Annotated in this window: 22 protein-coding genes; 15 read left to right on the plus strand and 7 right to left on the minus strand. The window is 69.2% G+C overall.

Annotated features, from left to right (window positions below):
• Positions 1-19: 19 nt before the first annotated feature.
• The 5 genes from GGQ93_RS14205 (at position 20) to GGQ93_RS14225 (ending at position 3,334) form a co-directional block, all read left to right on the plus strand.
• The gene (locus GGQ93_RS14205; protein WP_183217869.1) at positions 20-1,048 is read left to right on the plus strand and encodes an MJ0042-type zinc finger domain-containing protein; all 1,029 of its coding nucleotides are present in this window, start codon (positions 20-22) and stop codon (positions 1,046-1,048) included.
• Positions 1,041-1,574, plus strand: a complete 534-nt coding sequence (locus GGQ93_RS14210; RefSeq protein WP_054764157.1) for a phosphoribosyltransferase — start codon at positions 1,041-1,043, stop codon at positions 1,572-1,574. Before GGQ93_RS14205 ends, GGQ93_RS14210 begins: the two co-directional genes overlap by 8 nt.
• Positions 1,575-1,696: 122 nt before the next feature.
• On the plus strand, positions 1,697-2,251 hold the full coding sequence (rplU, locus tag GGQ93_RS14215) for a 50S ribosomal protein L21 (RefSeq protein WP_152949121.1): 555 nt from the start codon (positions 1,697-1,699) through the stop codon (positions 2,249-2,251).
• Positions 2,252-2,348: 97 nt separating this feature from the next.
• Positions 2,349-2,636 (plus strand): 50S ribosomal protein L27, encoded by a 288-nt coding sequence (rpmA, locus tag GGQ93_RS14220; protein ID WP_054764155.1) that lies wholly within the window; start codon positions 2,349-2,351, stop codon positions 2,634-2,636.
• 164 nt (positions 2,637-2,800) lie between these two features.
• Positions 2,801-3,334 carry a GNAT family N-acetyltransferase gene (locus GGQ93_RS14225; protein ID WP_054764154.1) on the plus strand — a complete coding sequence of 178 codons (534 nt, stop codon included), beginning with the start codon at positions 2,801-2,803 and terminating at the stop codon, positions 3,332-3,334.
• Between the two features lie 14 nt (positions 3,335-3,348).
• Here the strand turns inward: GGQ93_RS14225 and GGQ93_RS14230 are convergent, their stop codons facing one another.
• From GGQ93_RS14230 to GGQ93_RS14240, 3 genes are all read right to left on the minus strand, one after another.
• Positions 3,349-3,543 (minus strand): hypothetical protein, encoded by a 195-nt coding sequence (locus GGQ93_RS14230; protein ID WP_182714603.1) that lies wholly within the window; start codon positions 3,541-3,543, stop codon positions 3,349-3,351.
• Between the two features lie 129 nt (positions 3,544-3,672).
• Positions 3,673-4,215 (minus strand): BA14K family protein, encoded by a 543-nt coding sequence (locus tag GGQ93_RS14235; RefSeq protein ID WP_182714602.1) that lies wholly within the window; start codon positions 4,213-4,215, stop codon positions 3,673-3,675.
• Positions 4,216-4,282: 67 nt separating this feature from the next.
• Positions 4,283-4,792: a hypothetical protein gene (locus GGQ93_RS14240; RefSeq protein WP_054764151.1), complete on the minus strand. Its 510-nt coding sequence runs from the start codon at positions 4,790-4,792 to the stop codon at positions 4,283-4,285.
• A gap of 185 nt (positions 4,793-4,977) precedes the next feature.
• Between GGQ93_RS14240 and GGQ93_RS14245 the strand changes: the two genes are divergently transcribed.
• Positions 4,978-6,180, plus strand: a complete 1,203-nt coding sequence (locus GGQ93_RS14245) for a threonine ammonia-lyase (RefSeq protein WP_183217924.1) — start codon at positions 4,978-4,980, stop codon at positions 6,178-6,180.
• Positions 6,161-6,676: a BamJ family beta-barrel-assembly machinery protein gene (bamJ, locus tag GGQ93_RS14250; protein ID WP_054764150.1), complete on the plus strand. Its 516-nt coding sequence runs from the start codon at positions 6,161-6,163 to the stop codon at positions 6,674-6,676. The genes GGQ93_RS14245 and bamJ overlap by 20 nt, the downstream gene beginning before the upstream one ends.
• Positions 6,677-6,897: 221 nt before the next feature.
• Here bamJ and queG read toward each other — a convergent pair whose 3' ends face one another.
• Both queG and GGQ93_RS14260 read right to left on the minus strand, forming a co-directional pair.
• Positions 6,898-8,025: a tRNA epoxyqueuosine(34) reductase QueG gene (queG, locus tag GGQ93_RS14255; RefSeq protein ID WP_183217871.1), complete on the minus strand. Its 1,128-nt coding sequence runs from the start codon at positions 8,023-8,025 to the stop codon at positions 6,898-6,900.
• Positions 8,026-8,220: 195 nt separating this feature from the next.
• The gene (locus GGQ93_RS14260; protein WP_183217873.1) at positions 8,221-8,760 is read right to left on the minus strand and encodes a DUF2239 family protein; all 540 of its coding nucleotides are present in this window, start codon (positions 8,758-8,760) and stop codon (positions 8,221-8,223) included.
• A 58-nt stretch (positions 8,761-8,818) separates the two neighbouring features.
• On the opposite strand from GGQ93_RS14260, the gene GGQ93_RS14265 reads away from it, so the two are divergent.
• Positions 8,819-9,154, plus strand: coding sequence for a GIY-YIG nuclease family protein (locus tag GGQ93_RS14265; RefSeq protein ID WP_182715162.1), 336 nt, complete (start codon positions 8,819-8,821; stop codon positions 9,152-9,154).
• On the opposite strand, the gene fzlA is transcribed toward GGQ93_RS14265, so the two are convergent.
• Together fzlA and GGQ93_RS14275 are read right to left on the minus strand one after the other, a co-directional pair.
• Complete coding sequence (gene fzlA / locus GGQ93_RS14270) at positions 9,151-9,837, minus strand: FtsZ-binding protein FzlA (protein ID WP_183217875.1); 687 nt, start codon at positions 9,835-9,837, stop codon at positions 9,151-9,153. The genes GGQ93_RS14265 and fzlA overlap by 4 nt on opposite strands.
• A 58-nt stretch (positions 9,838-9,895) precedes the next feature.
• Positions 9,896-10,906, minus strand: a complete 1,011-nt coding sequence (locus tag GGQ93_RS14275; protein WP_183217877.1) for a cation diffusion facilitator family transporter — start codon at positions 10,904-10,906, stop codon at positions 9,896-9,898.
• A 157-nt stretch (positions 10,907-11,063) separates the two neighbouring features.
• On the opposite strand from GGQ93_RS14275, the gene GGQ93_RS14280 reads away from it, so the two are divergent.
• The 7 genes from GGQ93_RS14280 (at position 11,064) to GGQ93_RS14310 (ending at position 16,220) form a co-directional block, all read left to right on the plus strand.
• Positions 11,064-12,230 carry a citrate/2-methylcitrate synthase gene (locus GGQ93_RS14280; protein ID WP_221233733.1) on the plus strand — a complete coding sequence of 389 codons (1,167 nt, stop codon included), beginning with the start codon at positions 11,064-11,066 and terminating at the stop codon, positions 12,228-12,230.
• A gap of 24 nt (positions 12,231-12,254) precedes the next feature.
• Positions 12,255-13,055 (plus strand): undecaprenyl-diphosphate phosphatase, encoded by an 801-nt coding sequence (locus GGQ93_RS14285; RefSeq protein ID WP_183217879.1) that lies wholly within the window; start codon positions 12,255-12,257, stop codon positions 13,053-13,055.
• A gap of 45 nt (positions 13,056-13,100) precedes the next feature.
• A complete protein-coding gene (locus tag GGQ93_RS14290; protein ID WP_183217881.1) occupies positions 13,101-14,012 on the plus strand; it encodes a class I SAM-dependent methyltransferase in 912 nt (303 codons plus the stop codon).
• Between the two features lie 142 nt (positions 14,013-14,154).
• Complete coding sequence (locus tag GGQ93_RS14295) at positions 14,155-14,889, plus strand: pseudouridine synthase (RefSeq protein WP_183217883.1); 735 nt, start codon at positions 14,155-14,157, stop codon at positions 14,887-14,889.
• Positions 14,890-14,908: 19 nt separating this feature from the next.
• Positions 14,909-15,172 carry a type II toxin-antitoxin system Phd/YefM family antitoxin gene (locus tag GGQ93_RS14300; RefSeq protein ID WP_182714770.1) on the plus strand — a complete coding sequence of 88 codons (264 nt, stop codon included), beginning with the start codon at positions 14,909-14,911 and terminating at the stop codon, positions 15,170-15,172.
• The gene (locus GGQ93_RS14305) at positions 15,169-15,582 is read left to right on the plus strand and encodes a type II toxin-antitoxin system VapC family toxin (protein WP_152949107.1); all 414 of its coding nucleotides are present in this window, start codon (positions 15,169-15,171) and stop codon (positions 15,580-15,582) included. Before GGQ93_RS14300 ends, GGQ93_RS14305 begins: the two co-directional genes overlap by 4 nt.
• Positions 15,579-16,220 (plus strand): phosphoribosylanthranilate isomerase, encoded by a 642-nt coding sequence (locus GGQ93_RS14310; RefSeq protein WP_183217885.1) that lies wholly within the window; start codon positions 15,579-15,581, stop codon positions 16,218-16,220. Before GGQ93_RS14305 ends, GGQ93_RS14310 begins: the two co-directional genes overlap by 4 nt.
• Positions 16,221-16,229: the final 9 nt, after the last annotated feature.

A 16,229-nucleotide genomic window follows, 5' to 3' on the forward strand; every position in this document is an offset into this window, starting at 1 on the left:
CAGCCTCGCAGTCAGCCACATGATACTGACCTGCCCCGCCTGCGCCACCAGCTATTTCATTCCCGACGACGCCTTGGGGGCGAACGGCCGCAAGGTCCGCTGCAAATCCTGCGGCGAGGTATGGCGGGCGAGCCCCGATGAACCGCTGGAGCTGAGCGTCGCGCCCGAACCGCGCGTCATCTCTACGCCCGAGCCGGAAGCCGTCTCTGAGCCCGCCAGCCTGGCCGAAACCCCGGCGCCGGAACTGCCCAAGGCCTTCCGCGCCCGCGCCGAACAGCAGCGACGCCTGCGTCGGGCCGCCACCCACGGCGTGGTCTGGGCCGGTCTGGCCAGCGTCTTCGTGGGCCTGATCGTCTCGGCCTTCCTGTTCCGGATCGAGGTGGTCGACGCCTTTCCCCGCGCCGCGGCCGCCTATGCCGCAGTCGGCGCCCCGGTGAACCCCGTCGGCCTCGACTTCGAGGCCATGAGCGCCAAGGAGGTTCCTTCGCGGCCCGGCATGGTCCTGGTCTCCGGCGCCCTGCGCAACGTGCGTGACACCGAGATCGTGGCCCCGCCGGTGCGGGTGGCCCTGCTGGACGAACACGGCGCCGAGATCGGCTTCAAACTGGTGACCATCGACGCTGCGCCGGTCCTGCCCGGCAAGGTGCAGGGCTTCGCCGTCCTGATCCCCGACCCCGGCGGACACGCCGCCGACATCGGCGTCAACTTCGTCACCGTCGAGGCGCCGCCCGCCGCGCCGAACGGCCACGCACCGGCTCCCTACGGGTCGCCCGAAAGCCATGGAGACGAAGGCCATGGGGTCGAGGCCCACGCCGAGGCCCATGCGCCGCCCGCCGCCGCCCACGCTCCGGCCGATCATGCGCCGGCCGCCGCCTCCGAGGGCCATGCGCCCGCCGACGCCCATGCGGAACTGGCGCCGGCCTCCAACGGCCTGCGCTCGGCGGTGGCGCCGGGGATGGGCGAGCGTCAGCCTGCTCCGATCGAGGCCCGACCCCTCGCGACGGTGGACAGGGCTCATGGGGAGGCGGTATCCGCCTCTCATGGCTGATCCCTCCCCCACGCCGACCGTTCTCCTGGCCGAGGCCGACATCGCCCGTATCGTGGCGGACCTCGCCGCCCGCATCGCCCCCGTCACCGATGACGAGACGGTGGCGGCCGTGCTTCTGACCGGGGGGCTGTGGTTCGCCGCCGACCTGACTCGCGCCCTGTCCCGCATCGGCCGCAACCTTCGTTTCGACGCGCTTTGGCTCGCCTCCTATGGGGACGAGAAGACCAGCCGGGGCGCGATCGACGTCTATGCGCCGTTCCAGCGGCCGATCGCCGGGCGCAAGGTGCTGATCCTGGACGACGTCTTCGACACCGGCCTGTCCTTGGCCGAGGCGGCGCGGATCGCGCGCGAAGGCGGGGCGTCCGAGGTCCTGACCTGCGTCTTCGCCCGCAAGCCCTGGCCCGCCCCCCGCGCGCCCGAGCCGGACTTCGTCGGTTGGGAGGCTCCAAACCGGTTTCTGGTCGGCTACGGCCTGGACAACGCCGGCGGCCTGCGCGGCCTGCCGGACATCTGCGCGCTGGACTGACGATAAAAGCGGCCGGTTCGGCGTTGACTCTGAGACGCCCTTCCGTATATGTCGCCGCTCTTCGCCCCCGGGGGTCCTCCCGGAGGGCGTATTCTTTTTTGCGTTTGCGCTGAGGCTTCAACATGTACGCGGTGATCAAGACCGGCGGCAAGCAGTACCGGGTTCAACCGGGCGACACCATCGTCGTCGAAAAGCTCGACGGCGACGCCGGCGCTGAGCTGAAGTTCGACAGCGTCCTGATGCTGGGCGGCGACAACGGCGTGACCGTGGGCGCGCCCCTGGTCGACGGCGCCTTCGTCGGCGCAACCCTGATCGAGACCCGCAAGGGTGAGAAGATCAAGATCTTCAAGAAAATCCGTCGCCAGGGCTATCGCCGCACCAACGGCCATCGCCAGATGGAATCGGTCCTGCGCATCACCGGCATCGAAGGCGCCGGCCAGTCCGCCAAGTGGGACGGCAAGGTGGAGCTGATCACCAAGGCCGAGATCAATCTGCGGGCCCGCGGTCTCGCGACCCGCGGCGCGACCTCGTCGCTGGGTTCGACCGAGACGGTCGTGACCGAAGCCGACGGCGCCGACGTCAAGGCCGCCGTGGTCGAGAGCTCGGCTCCCGCCAAGAAGGCCCCGGCCAAGAAGAAGGCCGCGCCCAAGGCTGAAGCCGCCGGCGACGAAGCCTAAGACATTCACCGGCGCCCCGGCGCCAGACCAGTTAAGAGAGACGTCCTCAAATAGGCCGACAGGCCGGTAGGACGCTCAGGAAAGACGGAGCGGCAAGATGGCTCACAAGAAATCCGGCGGTTCGTCGCGCAACGGTCGCGACTCTGAGTCGAAGCGCCTCGGCGTGAAGAAGTTCGGCGGCGAGCGCGTGCTGGCCGGCAACATCATCGTGCGTCAGCGCGGCACCACCTTCCATCCGGGTGAGAACATCGGCATGGGCCGCGACCACACCCTGTTCGCCCTGACGAACGGTGCGGTGAAGTTCACCACCAAACGCGGCGGCCGTTGTTACGTGTCGATCCTTGCGGCGAATGACGACGCCGCCCAGGCGCTCGCCGCCGAGTAACGCAGTCTGGAACACTCCGGATCGCGTTGCTCACCGAAGCAGCCGATCCGGACCAGGGAACTATTCCGCGGGGAGTCTGGATCACCAGGCTCCCCGTTTGCGTTTCCCCGCCTCGAAGACCGCCCGAGCCCTCCAAGGAGGCGGTCCGAACGGAGGCGAACGCCATGTGCGTCATCGAAACCTCTCCCGTCGTGGAGACCCGGCGCCTGATCCTGCGCGCCCCTGCGCCGCAGGACGCGCCGCGCATCGCGGCCCTGGCCAATGATCTGGACATTGCGCGCATGACCAAGCGAATGCCGCACCCGTTCCGCATCGAGGATGCGGAAGACTTCGTCATTCAGGTCGCCTCCCAGGACCCGGCGCGGGCCAACACCTTCGTCATCGAGCATGAGGCGGAAGGGCCGATCGGGGTGATCGGCCTGTTCGAAGGCGAGGACCGGGTGCCCGAGACCGGCTATTGGATCGGCAGAGACTATTGGGGGCGCGGATTTGCGACCGAGGCGCTGGACGGCGCCCTTGTCTGGGCCGGACGGCGGTGGAAGCGGCGCGCCCTGGTCGCCGGCCATTTCGCCGACAATCCGGCGTCGGGCCGGGTGCTGGAGAAGGCGGGCTTTCTCTATACGGGAGAGACCCGCCGCGCCTGGAGCCGCGCGCGGGGCGCCGAGGCGGACACGCGGATGATGGTCTGGCTGGCCTGAGCCGCGCCTCTCGATCAGCCTGCCAGGCCGGGGCCGTAGACCACGGCCGCTCCGACCAGGCCGGCCAGCAGCATGGCGGTCGCCCCGGCGATGAAGGCGGCCGCCGTTCGGGCGCGGCGACGGCGCGCGCCGCCCGCCCGATACTGGCGAACCAGGATCATCGGACCCCGGGTGAAGGCTTCGGACCCGATGATATTATGCTGGGACATCAAGACCCTCCCCTGATCTTCGGCGACAGGCGGGGATAAGTCGGGGCCGGTCGCGGCCAGAAGATGGCGATCCCCGTTACCGGAATCGCAACTTCGTGAGCTTCATCCGTACGAAGACGGTTCTGCGGCTCAGCCGCAGAAGACCAGTCGCCCGTCGTAGGTGCGGTAGTAGCCGCCGACCGGGTCATAGGAGCGATAGGAGGCGCGGCACCAGGCGACGCGATAGGGATCGCGCGCCGCGCCGTAGCCGTAACCCCGTCCATAGTCCTGGCCGTAGCCGACGCCGCCGCCGGGATAGATCAGGTCAGGGCGACCGTAGGCGCCGGGATAGACGCCGGGGCGGCCATGGCCGTAATCCGGCGCCCAGCGGCGATCGCTCCAGGCCCGATCGCGGACCGGCCGCTGGTCGCGCCAGGCGGCGCCGCAGTCGCTGCGGCCGGCGTCCCAATAGCGGTCGCAGCGATAGTCGCCCGGCCGATCCGCCTGGCCGTTGAAGTCGTAGCGGCGGTGGGCGTCGCGGCGCCAAGCCCGGTCCTCATGACCATAGCCGTACTCATAGGTCCGGTAGGAGCCGTAGCTGGAATAGGTCTGAGCCTGGGCCTGGGTCGGGGCGGCGACCGAAAGGCCGGCCGACGACAGGAGGAGGACGGCGAGGATCGGGGCGGGTCTCATGTCAGTCTCCCTGAACGGGGCCCGGCGGTTCGCCGGGCGGAGGATCGTGGGGACGCTACGGATCAGCTTACAGGGTGACGTTGACGACGCGGCCGCCGCGCGTGTCAACGCGCCGCATCAGGACCAGGGGCGGCTCGTCGCCCGTCCGCACCGGCACGATCAGGAACCAGCCGCCGTCGGGCAGGTCGCTGAAACGGAACCGGCCGTCGCGGCAGGGCTCGGATCGGACAAAGCCGGTGTAGTCGGCGCTGGCGTCGGGCACGGTGCGGGCCCGCACCACGGCGGCGGGGACGGCGGCCCGGTCGGTGGAGCCGTAGAGGGTGCGGAAACGGGCGCGGGTATAGGGGGTCTCGGGCGTCAGGCCGGCCGAGGCGACGCAGGCGTAGGACTTTCCGTCTTGGGCGTAGGCGACGCGGCCCTCTATGGCGGCCTGGCCGGTGCGCTGGGACCAGGCGAAGTCGGCCGCGTTGAAGGCGGCGGGGCCGCCGGTCGGGGCGCCGGCGGGGAAGGTCGTGGGGGCGCAGGCCGAAAGGGCGGCGGCCGCGACGGCGGCCAGGGCGAGGGGGCGGATCGACATGGGGGCTTCCTTCCGAGAATCCGGCCCCAGGGGAAGGGCCGGGATGCGACGGTCCATCGCACGACCCACAACGCCCTCGCCACGGTCAAGGTTGCACCCTCTGGACCCGGAACCGACAAAGCGCGAAAGAGGCGGCGGAAATGCTCGGGCGCAGCGCCCGGCAGGCAGTACTGGAGCCCGCCTATATGACCGTCACCTTCGCCGATATCGAGGCGGCCCAGGGCCGGATCGCCGGTCAGGTGGACCGCACCCCCGCCCGCTATTCCCGCAAGCTGTCGCAGCTGACGGGGGCCGAGGTCTGGGTCAAGTTCGACAATCTGCACTTCACCGGCAGCTTCAAGGAGCGCGGCGCGCTGAACCGGCTGCTGATGCTGACCCCCGAGGAGCGCAAGCGCGGCGTGGTCGCGGCCAGCGCCGGCAACCACGCCCAGGCCCTGGCCTATCACGGCGGACGGCTGGGGGTGCCGGTCACCATTGTGATGCCGGAGGGCACGCCCTTCGCCAAGATCAACGGCACCCGGTCGCACGGGGCGACCGTGGTGATCGAGGGGCTGGACTTCACCGGCTCGACCGAGGCGGCCAAGCGGCTGGAGGCGGAGAAGGGCTACGTCTTCGTCTCGGCCTTCGACGACGAAGGCATAGTGGCGGGCCAGGGGGTCTGCGCCATCGAGTTCCTGGAGGACGCGCCGGATCTGGAGGGCCTGATCATTCCGATCGGCGGCGGCGGCCTGATCGCCGGCTGCGCCATCGCGGCCAAGGCGATGAAGCCGGACATCAAGGTCTTCGGGGTGGAGGCGGCGCGCTATCCCTCCTTCACCGCCAAACGGGCCGGAAAGCCCCCGGTCTGCACCGGCCAGACCATAGCCGAGGGGATCGCCATCAAGGCGGTCGGCGACATCCCCTTCGCCCTGGCCAATCCGCTGATCGACGAGGTCTTCGTCTGCGAGGAGGCGGACTTCGAACGGGCCGTCTCCTATTACGTCACCTATGAGAAGACGGTGTCGGAGGGGGCGGGCGCCGGCGGTCTGGCGGCGCTTCTGGCCTATCCTGATCGGTTCAAGGGGATGAAGGTCGGGCTGGAGCTGTGCGGGGGCAATATCGACCCGCGGATGCTGGCGGTGGTGCTGAACCGCGAGATGGTCCGTGAACGGAGGTTGATCGTCTATCGCATCCTGGGCGACGACCGGCCGGGCATGTTGTCGGCCATGGCGGCGGTGATCGGCGGCCTGGGCGGAAACATCATCGACGTGGTCCACAACCGTCTGGCCCTGGACGTGCCGGCCAAGGGGGCGGAGTTCGACATCATGGTCGAAACGCGCGATAGCACCCACGCCGACGAGATCGGCGAGGCCTTGAAGGAACGCGGCTATGAACTTCGGATGGGGTAGGGCGGCGCTGCTGGCGGCCGTGTTGCTGGCGGGCTGCGGCCGATCCGAGCCGGTCGATCCGAACGCGGGCAAGGCCGAGGCCGTCGCCTTTCTGGAGAAGAACGCCAAGGAGGAGGGCGTCGTCACCCTGCCCAGCGGGCTTCAGTACAAGGTCGTCCAGTCGGGCCCGGCCGGCGGCGTCAGTCCGGACCGCAACGACCTGGTCAAGGTCGATTACGAGGGCAAGCTGATCGACGACACCGTCTTCGACAGCTCCTTCGCGCGCGGCGCGCCGGCCATCTTCACCCCCGAGGAGGTGGTCAAGGGCTGGACCGAGGCCTTGCAGAAGATGCATGTCGGTGACGAATGGATCCTCTATGTGCCGCCCGAGCTGGGCTATGGCGAACGCGCCAGCCCCAAGATCCCGGCCAATTCGGTCCTGATCTTCCGGCTGAAGCTGCTGGACGTGGCCAAGGCGCCGGGCGGCGGATCGGGCGTCGGGACCGCGATGGGGTGAGGCCCGCACGATCCGTCTTCTCCCCACGTCGTGGGGAGGAGACGAAAAGTGCACTGCGAATTTTTTGAGTGCACTTTCGTGCAGATTTTTGCGATCGGCTCGCAGCGTTGCGGTGAATGTCAAAGATCAGGACGGCAGTATAACCGTCTCGGCGCGCGCGGTGGGTTGAAGAGCGCTGATTTCGAGCAAGCTTTTGAAATCGCGTCCGTCCATCGCGTGGGTCATGAGGACCAAGCCGTTTCGGACCGCCGCCATTCCTCCAGAACCTGGGGATCGGTTTCGGTCGTCGCCTGGGCCAAGGCCGCAAATTCGGCGGGCGGCGTCAGCTGCGACAGGGCCCAGACGGCGGCGCCGCGCACCAGGGGCGAGGGGTCAGCCAGCAAGGCTTTCGTCGGGGCGATCAGCGTCGCGTCGTCCGAGTTTCCCACGGCGTAGAGCACGTTCCTCAGAAACCGATCCCGGCCGATCCGCTTGACCGGGCTCTTGGCGAAGAGGGCGCGAAAGGCGGGGTCGTCCAGCCCCAGCAGGTCGTCCAGGCGTGGGCTTTCAAGGGCCGGGCGGGGCTGAAGCCGGATCTCGCGGGCCTCTTGCGCGAACTTGTTCCACGGACAGACGGCTAAACAGTCGTCGCAGCCATAGATGCGCGATCCGGTCAGGGTGCGGAACTCGACCGGCCAGGGACCGCCGAATTCGATGGTCAGGTAGGAGAGGCAGCGTCGGGCGTCGAGCTGGAACGGGGCGGGGAAGGCCTTGGTGGGGCAGGCGTCGAGACAGGCGGTGCAGCGGCCGCAGTGTTCGGTCTCGGCCGCGTCCGGCTCGATATCGGCGGCGGTCAGGATCACGCCCAGAAACAACCAGTTGCCGTGGGTGCGGCTGAGCAGATTGGTGTGTTTGCCCTGCCAGCCCAGTCCGGCGCGCTGGGCCAACGGCTTTTCCATCAGGGGGGCGGTGTCGACGAAGACCTTGATGTCGGCGCCGTTGCGGGCGGCGATCTGGCCCGCCAGCTGTTTCAGCCGGCCCTTGATCACCTCATGATAGTCGTCGCCCCGCGCATAGACCGAGATATAGGCGGCCGAGCGGTCGGCCAGCTGGTCCAGCGGGTTGTCGTCGGGGCCGTAGTTCATGCCCAGGACGATGGCGGTCCTGGCCTCGTCCCACATGGCGGTGGGGTGTGCGCGGCGATCCAGCGTCGTTTCCATCCATTCCATGTCGCCATGCCGGCCCTCGTCCACGAAACGCCGCAGCCGCTCGCCCGCCGGCCAGGCGTCGGCGGCCGAGGCGAAGCGGCAGACGTCGAAGCCGAGCTCGGCCGCGCGCTGGCGGATGAAGGTTTTCAGGCGGTCGGACACGGGGCGGGGGATAGCACGAAATCGGGCGAGGAAGACCTTCCCCCGCTTGCGGGGGAAGTGTCAGCGCGTCGAGCGGAGCGAGACGGCTGACGATGGGGGAAGTTCAGCCTTTGGCGACACTTCCCTCTCCGACCCTGGTCCGCTGCGCGGACGCCGGGCCGCCTCTCCCGCAAGCGGGAGAGGATTCTGGGGCGGTCATTCGGTCGATGCGGCGCCGTCGAACAGCTCAAGGATTTGGGTCTGGATGTCGGGCGACCACGGGGCGATCAGGGCGGCGAGCCGGTCGCGGTCGCCGGCGAACAGGGCGCGGCTGGCCTCTTCGAAATCGGGGGCGTCGCCGGCTGTTTCGACCATGAAGCCATAGGCGGCCTCGGTGCGGCGGCGCCGCGCGTCGTCGTCTGCGCCGGTCTTGCGGGCCTGGTCCACCAGACGCCGCAGGGCGGCCGAGGCGCCCCCCGGCTGGCTGGCCAGCCAGTCCCAGTGGCGGGGCAGGAGCGTGACCTCGCGCGCGGCGACGCCCAGGCGCGGACGGCCGCGCCTGGCGGCCGGAGCGGCTTCTGTCTCGCGGAGGTCCAGGTCGACCGGCCGACCGGTCGCCAGATCGAACACGCGCAGCGCGGCTTGAGGCGCCGCCTCCAGGGCCTTGCGCAAGGCGGCCGCTACAGCGGCGTCCGAGCCTCTGGCGATGCGGCGGGGGCCGTCGAACAGAACCAGATTGCGATTTTCGTCGCCCATGTATTTACCCGGATGAAATTAGTCGTCATATTTATACCCGGATAAATAAGAGAGCGCCATGACCCAGACAGATCGCAAGACCCTGATCGCGGAATATAAGGAGCGGCCGACCATCGCCGGGGTCTATGCTGTGATCTGCAGCGCGACGGGCCAGGTCTGGGTCGGCAAGAGCCGCCACATCGACACCGAACAGAACGGCCTGTGGTTCGCGCTGCGTCACGGCGGCAGCCCCTATCGGTCGCTCCAGGCGGCCTGGAAGGCGCACGCACCCGAGGATTTCCGCTTCGAACAGCTGGACCGTCTGCCGGAGGACGTCTCGGACCTGCGCCGCAAGGATGAGCTGGTCAGTCGAGCGAAGCTGTGGATCGCGCGATTGGGGGCCGAGGCGCTTTAGAAGTCCAGATCGGCATACCACCCCGACGGCGGCACGCCGACGAAGCGGTCGGCCAAAAGGGGGCGGAAGCAGGGGCGGGATTTGAGCTTGGAGTACCAGAGTTTCAGCGACGGCCAGTTGGCCCACTGGACCTCGCCGAAATAGTCGAGGACCGACAGGTGGGCGGCGGCGATCAGGTCAGCCTGGGACAGGCGGCGGCCGGCCAGCCAGTCGCGGGCGGCGACCAGGTCTTCCAGCATGGCGAGGTGGGATTTCAGGGCGTCGCGGCCGTGGCGCAGGGCGCGGGCCTCGGGCGGGCCGAGCTTCAGCAGGGGTTTCTCCATCCGCTCGTGCAGAAGGACGGCGTCGACCTCGTCGGTGAAGCGGCGCTCGAACCAGCCGGTCAGGCGGCGCGCCTCGGCCCGTTCGGCAGGGTCGGCGGGCAGGAGCAGGGGGGACTTCTGCTGGTCCTCGATCCAGCCCAGGACGGCGGGCAGTTCGCACAGGGTCAGGGGGCGACCGCGGTCGGTCGTCTGGACGACGGGCGGCAGGCCCGAGGGGTTCAGATCATTGACCGGGCAATCCTCTTCCCACGGACGAACCGGCGTATCGGTCCATTCGATCCGCGCCTCGCCCAGGCCCAGGCGCGCCGCGCGCGAGGCGGGCTGGAAGGGGAAGTGGAACAGGACGCAGGAGCCGGACATAGGCCCTAGATGCGCCCGCACCCGTTAATGTCCGTTTACCGCATCGACGGCGGAGCCGTCAGGACCAGGGGCCTTTGGGCGGGGCCGGCGGCGTGTCCGCAGCAGGGGCCTGGGCCTCGGCGGCGGGCGCCGGTTCGGACGGGGCGGCAGCGACGGCGCGCCCGCGCGGGTCGGCGTGGATCAGGATGTCGGCCGTGGGATAGTGGCTGAGCACGCGGCGTTCGGCCTCGACGACGATGGCGTGGGCCGCCTCCAGACGCAGGTCGGGGTCCAGATCGACATGCATCTGGATCATCATGACCGAACCGGCCATGCGGGTGCGAAGCTGGTGGACGCCCTGGATGCGGGGGTCGGCCAGGACGGCCTGGGCGATGGCGGCGCGGTCGCTTTCCGGGGCGGCGCGGTCCAGCAGATGGTCGGCGGCGGCCCTCAACATGCCGATCGCGCCCCAGAACAGCCAGACGGCGACCACCAGTCCGGCGGCGGCGTCCAGCCCCGGCGCGCCGAGGAAGGCGCCCGAGATCACCCCGACCAGCACCACCAGATTGGAGGCCAGATCGGCGGCGTAATGGGCCCGGTCGCCCGCGACCGCCAGGGAGCCGCTGGTCTTCAGAGCGCGGGTCTGCATCCAGACCAGCCAGGCGGTGACGGCGATGGAGGCGATCATCACCCCGACCGCCCAGCCGCCGGCGGTGACAGGACGCGGGTCGAAGATGCGTTGCAGCCCCTCCCAGCCGATGAACAGGGCCGAGGCGAAGACCAGACCGGCCTGGACCAGGGCCGACAGGGCCTCGCCCTTGCCGTGGCCGTAGCGATGGTCGTCGTCCGCAGGCGCGGCCGCCCAGCGCACGGCGAAGAAGGTCGTCAGGGAGGCCGCCAGGTCCAGAACCGAATCCGTCAGGCTGGCCAGGATGGAGACCGAGCCGGAGGCGCCCAGGGCGAAGGCCTTGAGCGCGATCAGGGTCAGGGCCGCCCCGACCGACAGCCGCGTGATGCGGCGCGTGGCCAGATGCGGATCCTCCGAAGGGGGCGGGGCGGGCGGTCGGGCGGGGGCGGGCGGCGTCGTCATCGGCTGGTCTTGTCGCGCAATCGTGGCGGAAAGCCAACCGGGGCGCTCATTTGGACTGGTCCAACTGGATCGGGCGCGTCATTAGGGTTAAGGACACGAAACGGCGCTATGTCGATTTCCGTTCATACGGGGCATCGGTCGTAGTCGTGGGGGCGGCATGGACGCTGACGAACGCTGGATCGCGAGACATGAGGCCCTGACCCGCCTGGGGGTCAAGGCCCAGACCCTGTACGCCTATGTCAGTCGGGGACGGATCGCCGCCCGTCCCGACCCCGCCGACCCCCGCAGAAGCCTGTACGCCGCCGCCGACGTGGCCCGCCTGTGCGGCGACGGGGCCGAAGGCGAGACCGAGGTGCGGGCGCCGGTCGTGGGGGCGGCGGCGCGCGGCGAGGCCGACATTCAATCCTCCGTAGGCCTGATCGCCGAAGGCCGGCTGTTCTATCGCGGTCTGGACGCGGTGCAGCTGGCCGAGACGGCGACCGTCGAGGCGGCGGCCCGCCTGCTGTGGGACGTGCGGGACGGGGACCCCTTCGTCGGACTGAAGCCGCGTATCGATCCGATCGTCGGCGGTTCGACACAGAGGCGGGTTCTGGCCGTGCTGGGCCGTCGCGCGATCGAGGACCGCTCCCTGCGCAGTCACGATCCGGCGGGCCTGAAACAGGAGGCGGCCTCGCTGCTGAACGAGGTGGTGGACAGCGTCTCCGGGCCCGGGCCGCGCCTGTATCTGCACCAGAGGCTGGCGCGCGGCTTCAAGGCGTTCGAACGCGACAGTCCTCTGATCCGCCGCGCCCTGGTGCTGGGGGCCGACTGCGGTCTGGACGAGGCGGTGCTGGCGACGCGGGCGGCGGCCTTCGGCGGCGCGCCCCTGGCCGGGGCGGTCCTGGCCGGAATCACCACCCTGAGCGGGACCCCTCTGGGCGAACTGGGCGAGGTCGTGGCCTATGTCGGGGAGGCGCGGCGCGATCCGTCGGGCGCGGCGCGACGCTGGCTGGCCCTGAAGGGCGGGGTTCCGGGCTTCGAGGAGACGGCGGCCTTCGGCCGGGTCGATCCGCGGGCGCGGGCGCTGTTGGAGGCGGCGGGGCTTCCGGCCGATCTCCAGGCCCTGCTCGCCGAGGGCGAGGCGGCGGCGGGCCGGCCGGCCGGCTTCCATCTGGCCCTGGCCCTGATCGCGCGACGGCTGGACCTGGGGCCGACGGGAGCGGGCGACCTGCTGCTGCTGGGGCGGCTGGTCGGCCTTTTGGCCCATGCTGTGGATCAGGCGACGGACGGCTCGCCTATCCGGGCGCGATTGCGCTATGTGGGGCCCGAGCCGGGCGCGCACTGACCTCCGGCCTGTGACGGGGACTTCATGTCGGACTGGCTTGCGGCGATCATTCTCGGCCTGGTCGAAGGACTGACCGAGTTCATTCCGGTGTCCTCCACCGGGCACATGCTGCTGCTGGGCCATTTCATGGGCTTCCAGAGCGCGGGCAAGACGTTCGAGATCGTCATCCAGCTGGGGGCGCTCTTGGCCATCGTCAGCGTCTATTTCAAACGGCTGTGGACCCTGGCGACGCGCTGGCCCTTCGATCCGGAGGCCCGGCGGTTCCTGATCGGCCTGCTGCTGGCCTTCGCCCCGGCGGTGGTGATCGGCTTCCTGGCCTACGACTTCATCAAGACCGTGCTGTTCGAGACGCCCCAGGTGATCTGCGTCGCCTTGATCGTCGGCGGGGTGATCCTCTTGGCCCTGGACCGGATGGACAAGCGGCCCCAGTGGCTGGACGCCAGCCAGTATCCGATGCGGGTCTATTTCCTGATCGGCCTGTTCCAGTGCCTGGCCATGATCCCCGGCGTATCGCGATCCGGCGCCACCATCGCCGGCGGCCTGTTGCTGAAGACCGACAAGCGGTCGGCGGCCGAGTTCAGCTTCTTTCTGGCCCTGCCCACCATGGGGGCGGCGGTGGCCTATGACCTATTGAAGAACCATAAGACGCTGGACTTCAGCGACGTCGGTCTGATCGCGGTGGGCTTCGTGGTGGCCTTCCTGACGGCCCTGGTGGTGGTGCGCTTCCTGCTGGACTTCGTCTCCAAGCACGGCTTTGGCCCCTTCGCCTGGTGGCGGATCGTGGTCGGGGTGGTCGGTCTGGCCCTGTTGCAGGCGGGGTTCTGACGCCCCGGCTGGCGATTTTCGCCCCCAGCCTCTAAGGGGCGGGGCATGAGCACGCTTCTTTACGGCCGACCGCCGGTCGTCTTCGATCCGCCCAGCGCCGGCGCCGGCGCCGCGATCCAAGTCTCGCCCCTGATCCCCGGCTCGACCGCCCTGGAGGCTGTGAGCGAAGGCTCGGTCGACGAGATCATGATCTACGCCCCGCCCGGCGTGCTGGAGCGGCGCTACACCCTGGCCCTGGCGCTGAGGGCGCTGAAGGTCGGGGGGCGGCTGGACGTCATGGCCTTGAAGGACAAGGGCGGGTCGCGGCTGAAGAAGGAGCTGACCGGCTTCGGCGTCGAGGTGGGCGAGACGGCCAAGGCGCACCATCGCCGCTGCGTCGTGGTCAGGCCCGAGGCGATGACGGATATCGACTCGGCCATAGCCGAGGGGGCGGCGCGGATCGTGCCGGGGCTGGAGGCTTGGTCCCAGCCAGGGATCTTCGCCTGGGACCGGATCGACGCGGGCTCGGCCCTGTTGGCGCAACACCTGCCGGCGCTGAAGGGGGCGGGCGCCGATCTGGGCTGCGGCTACGGGGCGCTGGCGACGGTGGTCCTGCGGTCGCCGGGGGTGACGGGCCTGCGGCTGATCGACCTGGATCGCCGCGCAATCGAGGCGGCGCGGAAGAATGTCGAAGACCCACGGGCGAGCTTTGAATGGGCCGATGTGCGGACCCTGCCCGCCGGAGGCGACCTGAATTTCGTCGTCAGCAATCCGCCCTTCCACGACGGCGGGGCCGAGGATCGACGGCTGGGCCAGGCCTTTATCCGCAAGGCGGCGGAACTGCTGAAGAAGGGCGGGACAGCCTGGATCGTGGCGAACCGGCACCTGCCCTATGAGGCCGAGCTGAACGCCGCCTTCGGCCGGGTGCGACTGGTCGCCGACGAGGGCGGGTACAAGCTGTTCGAGGCGGTGAAGTGAGGCGCTCTTCTCTGAGCCGTCATCCTCGCCCTTGTGGCGAGGATCCAGACTCCCGGTGTTCGACGAGAGTGCTGTCTGCCGACGCACCGGGAGTCTGGATCCTAGGGACAAGCCCTAGGATGACGGGCGTCGGGGGTGCGACATGACCAAGACCCCCACGTCGCGCGTCGATCGACTGCTCGGCTCGATGGGCTACGGGTCGCGGGCCGAGATGGCGCGGATGGCCAAGGCGGGCGGGATCCTGCTGGACGGCGCGGACCTTACCGACGTGTCGAGGCGGATCGCCGTGACGCCGGACCTGCCCAGCCGGATGGAGATCGACGGGGAGCCGCTGGATCCGGTGCAGGGTCTGGTGATCCTGCTGAACAAGCCGCTGGGCATGACCTGTTCCCATAAGGAAGAGGGCGCGCTGGTCTATGATATCCTGCCGGGCCGGTGGCGGCGGCGCGATCCGGCCATCTCGACCATCGGACGGCTGGACAAGCAGACCAGCGGCCTGTTGCTGCTGACCGACGACGGCGACCTGCTGCACCGGGTGATCAGTCCCAAACGCCATGTGGCCAAGGTCTATCGCGCCGGACTGGCGCGGCCGCTGACGGGGACGGAAGGGGCGCTGTTCGCCTCCGGCGAGCTGGTGCTGGAGGGCGAGGACAAGCCGCTGGCGCCCGCCGTGCTGGAGGTCGTGTCCCCGACCGAGGCCCTGCTGACGGTGACGGAGGGACGCTATCACCAGGTGCGCCGCATGTTCGCCGCCGTCGGCAACCATGTGGAGACCCTGCATCGCGAGCGGCTGGGCGGGCTGACGCTGCCGGCCGATCTGGCGCCGGGGCAGTGGCGGCTGCTGACGCCAGAGGAGATCGCGCTAATCTTCGACTGATTGGACATTGGACGGTCAGATGGCTATCTTGATGGCCATGTCCAGCTACTCCGTCGCCGAAGCCAAGAACAACCTGCCCAAGCTGCTGGATCGCATGCTGGCGGGCGAGGCCGTGACCATCACACGGCGCGGCGTGCCTGTGGCGCGACTGGAGCCGGCGCAGGAGGTCGAGCCGACGTCAGGGCCGATGGACATGGACTGGCTGAAACGTGTGCGGATCAAGTCTGAAGCCGAGATGGACTCCGTAACCCTCTTGCGCCGGATGCGGAACGAAGAGATTTGACCGTCTATCTGGACACCAGCGTCCTGATGTCCCTGTTTCAGACCGACAAGCACACTGAGCGGGCGTCGGTCTGGATCGCGGGTGTCGATGCCTTCGTCATGAGCAGTTGGGCTCTCACAGAGTTTTCCTCCGCCTTGGCGGTGAAGACTCGTATGCGCAATCTGCGCGACAGGGATCGGCGCGAGTTCGAACTGCAACTGGACCAATGGTTGAGAGGCAGGGTCGTCCTTTCTGTGGTTGACGGTGACATGGTGGAAGCGCGGCGCCTGGTGAAAAACGACGTGAGATTGCGCGCTCCCGATGCGCTTCATCTCGCGCTGGCGGCGAGGCATGGCTGCAGCCTGGCGACTCTTGACGAGGACATGGCCACGGTCGCCACCGACATAGGGCTGACGGTGATTGTCCCATGACGATCAAGATCAAGATCTGCGGCCTGACGACGCCCGACACCCTGGACGCCGCCCTGGACGGCGGGGCGGACTTCGTGGGGGCGGTGGTGTTTCCCAAGAGCCCGCGTCACCTGGCGCCTGCGGCGGCCGCCGACCTGTTCGAGCGGGCGCGAGGGCGGGCGAAGATCGTGGCGGTGACGGTCGATCCGGACGACGCCTTGCTGGAAGAGATCGCGCGGACGCTGAGGCCGGACTTCATCCAGCTGCACGGGGTGGAGAGCCCGGCGCGGGCGGAAACCGTGCGGACCCTGACCGGGGCGGGGGTGATCAAGGCCCTGCCGATCCGGCATGGCGACGACTTCGCCGCCGCTGACGAATGGGATTATCACGCCGATCATCTGATGTTCGACGCCAAGCCGCCCGAGGGGTCGGTCCTGCCGGGCGGGGTGGGTCATAGTTTCGACTGGACCCTGCTGGCGGATCGGGCCTTCCGTCATCCGTGGTTCCTGGCGGGCGGGCTGAACCCCGACAATGTGGCCGAGGCGCTGCGGATCGCCGGGGCGCCGATGCTGGACGTCTCCTCTGGCGTGGAAAGCGCGCCGGGTGTTAAGGACGCCGACCGGATCGCGGTCTTCATCCAAAACGCGCGCCGGTCGTAATTACGACGC

The organism is Brevundimonas aurantiaca, assembly GCF_014199955.1.
Taxonomy (GTDB): domain Bacteria; phylum Pseudomonadota; class Alphaproteobacteria; order Caulobacterales; family Caulobacteraceae; genus Brevundimonas; species Brevundimonas aurantiaca.

Bases quoted from the DNA above. Each gene is read 5' to 3' on its own strand.
- GGQ93_RS14205 (WP_183217869.1), top strand. From the start codon at position 20: ATGATACTGACCTGCCCCGCCTGCGCCACCAGCTATTTCATTCCCGAC.
- GGQ93_RS14210 (WP_054764157.1), top strand. From the start codon at position 1,041: ATGGCTGATCCCTCCCCCACGCCGACCGTTCTCCTGGCCGAGGCCGAC.
- rplU (WP_152949121.1), top strand. From the start codon at position 1,697: ATGTACGCGGTGATCAAGACCGGCGGCAAGCAGTACCGGGTTCAACCG.
- rpmA (WP_054764155.1), top strand. From the start codon at position 2,349: ATGGCTCACAAGAAATCCGGCGGTTCGTCGCGCAACGGTCGCGACTCT.
- GGQ93_RS14225 (WP_054764154.1), top strand. From the start codon at position 2,801: ATGTGCGTCATCGAAACCTCTCCCGTCGTGGAGACCCGGCGCCTGATC.
- GGQ93_RS14230 (WP_182714603.1), bottom strand. From the start codon at position 3,543: ATGTCCCAGCATAATATCATCGGGTCCGAAGCCTTCACCCGGGGTCCG.
- GGQ93_RS14235 (WP_182714602.1), bottom strand. From the start codon at position 4,215: ATGAGACCCGCCCCGATCCTCGCCGTCCTCCTCCTGTCGTCGGCCGGC.
- GGQ93_RS14240 (WP_054764151.1), bottom strand. From the start codon at position 4,792: ATGTCGATCCGCCCCCTCGCCCTGGCCGCCGTCGCGGCCGCCGCCCTT.
- GGQ93_RS14245 (WP_183217924.1), top strand. From the start codon at position 4,978: ATGACCGTCACCTTCGCCGATATCGAGGCGGCCCAGGGCCGGATCGCC.
- bamJ (WP_054764150.1), top strand. From the start codon at position 6,161: ATGAACTTCGGATGGGGTAGGGCGGCGCTGCTGGCGGCCGTGTTGCTG.
- GGQ93_RS14260 (WP_183217873.1), bottom strand. From the start codon at position 8,760: ATGGGCGACGAAAATCGCAATCTGGTTCTGTTCGACGGCCCCCGCCGC.
- GGQ93_RS14265 (WP_182715162.1), top strand. From the start codon at position 8,819: ATGACCCAGACAGATCGCAAGACCCTGATCGCGGAATATAAGGAGCGG.
- fzlA (WP_183217875.1), bottom strand. From the start codon at position 9,837: ATGTCCGGCTCCTGCGTCCTGTTCCACTTCCCCTTCCAGCCCGCCTCG.
- GGQ93_RS14275 (WP_183217877.1), bottom strand. From the start codon at position 10,906: ATGACGACGCCGCCCGCCCCCGCCCGACCGCCCGCCCCGCCCCCTTCG.
- GGQ93_RS14280 (WP_221233733.1), top strand. From the start codon at position 11,064: ATGGACGCTGACGAACGCTGGATCGCGAGACATGAGGCCCTGACCCGC.
- GGQ93_RS14285 (WP_183217879.1), top strand. From the start codon at position 12,255: ATGTCGGACTGGCTTGCGGCGATCATTCTCGGCCTGGTCGAAGGACTG.
- GGQ93_RS14290 (WP_183217881.1), top strand. From the start codon at position 13,101: ATGAGCACGCTTCTTTACGGCCGACCGCCGGTCGTCTTCGATCCGCCC.
- GGQ93_RS14295 (WP_183217883.1), top strand. From the start codon at position 14,155: ATGACCAAGACCCCCACGTCGCGCGTCGATCGACTGCTCGGCTCGATG.
- GGQ93_RS14300 (WP_182714770.1), top strand. From the start codon at position 14,909: ATGGCTATCTTGATGGCCATGTCCAGCTACTCCGTCGCCGAAGCCAAG.
- GGQ93_RS14310 (WP_183217885.1), top strand. From the start codon at position 15,579: ATGACGATCAAGATCAAGATCTGCGGCCTGACGACGCCCGACACCCTG.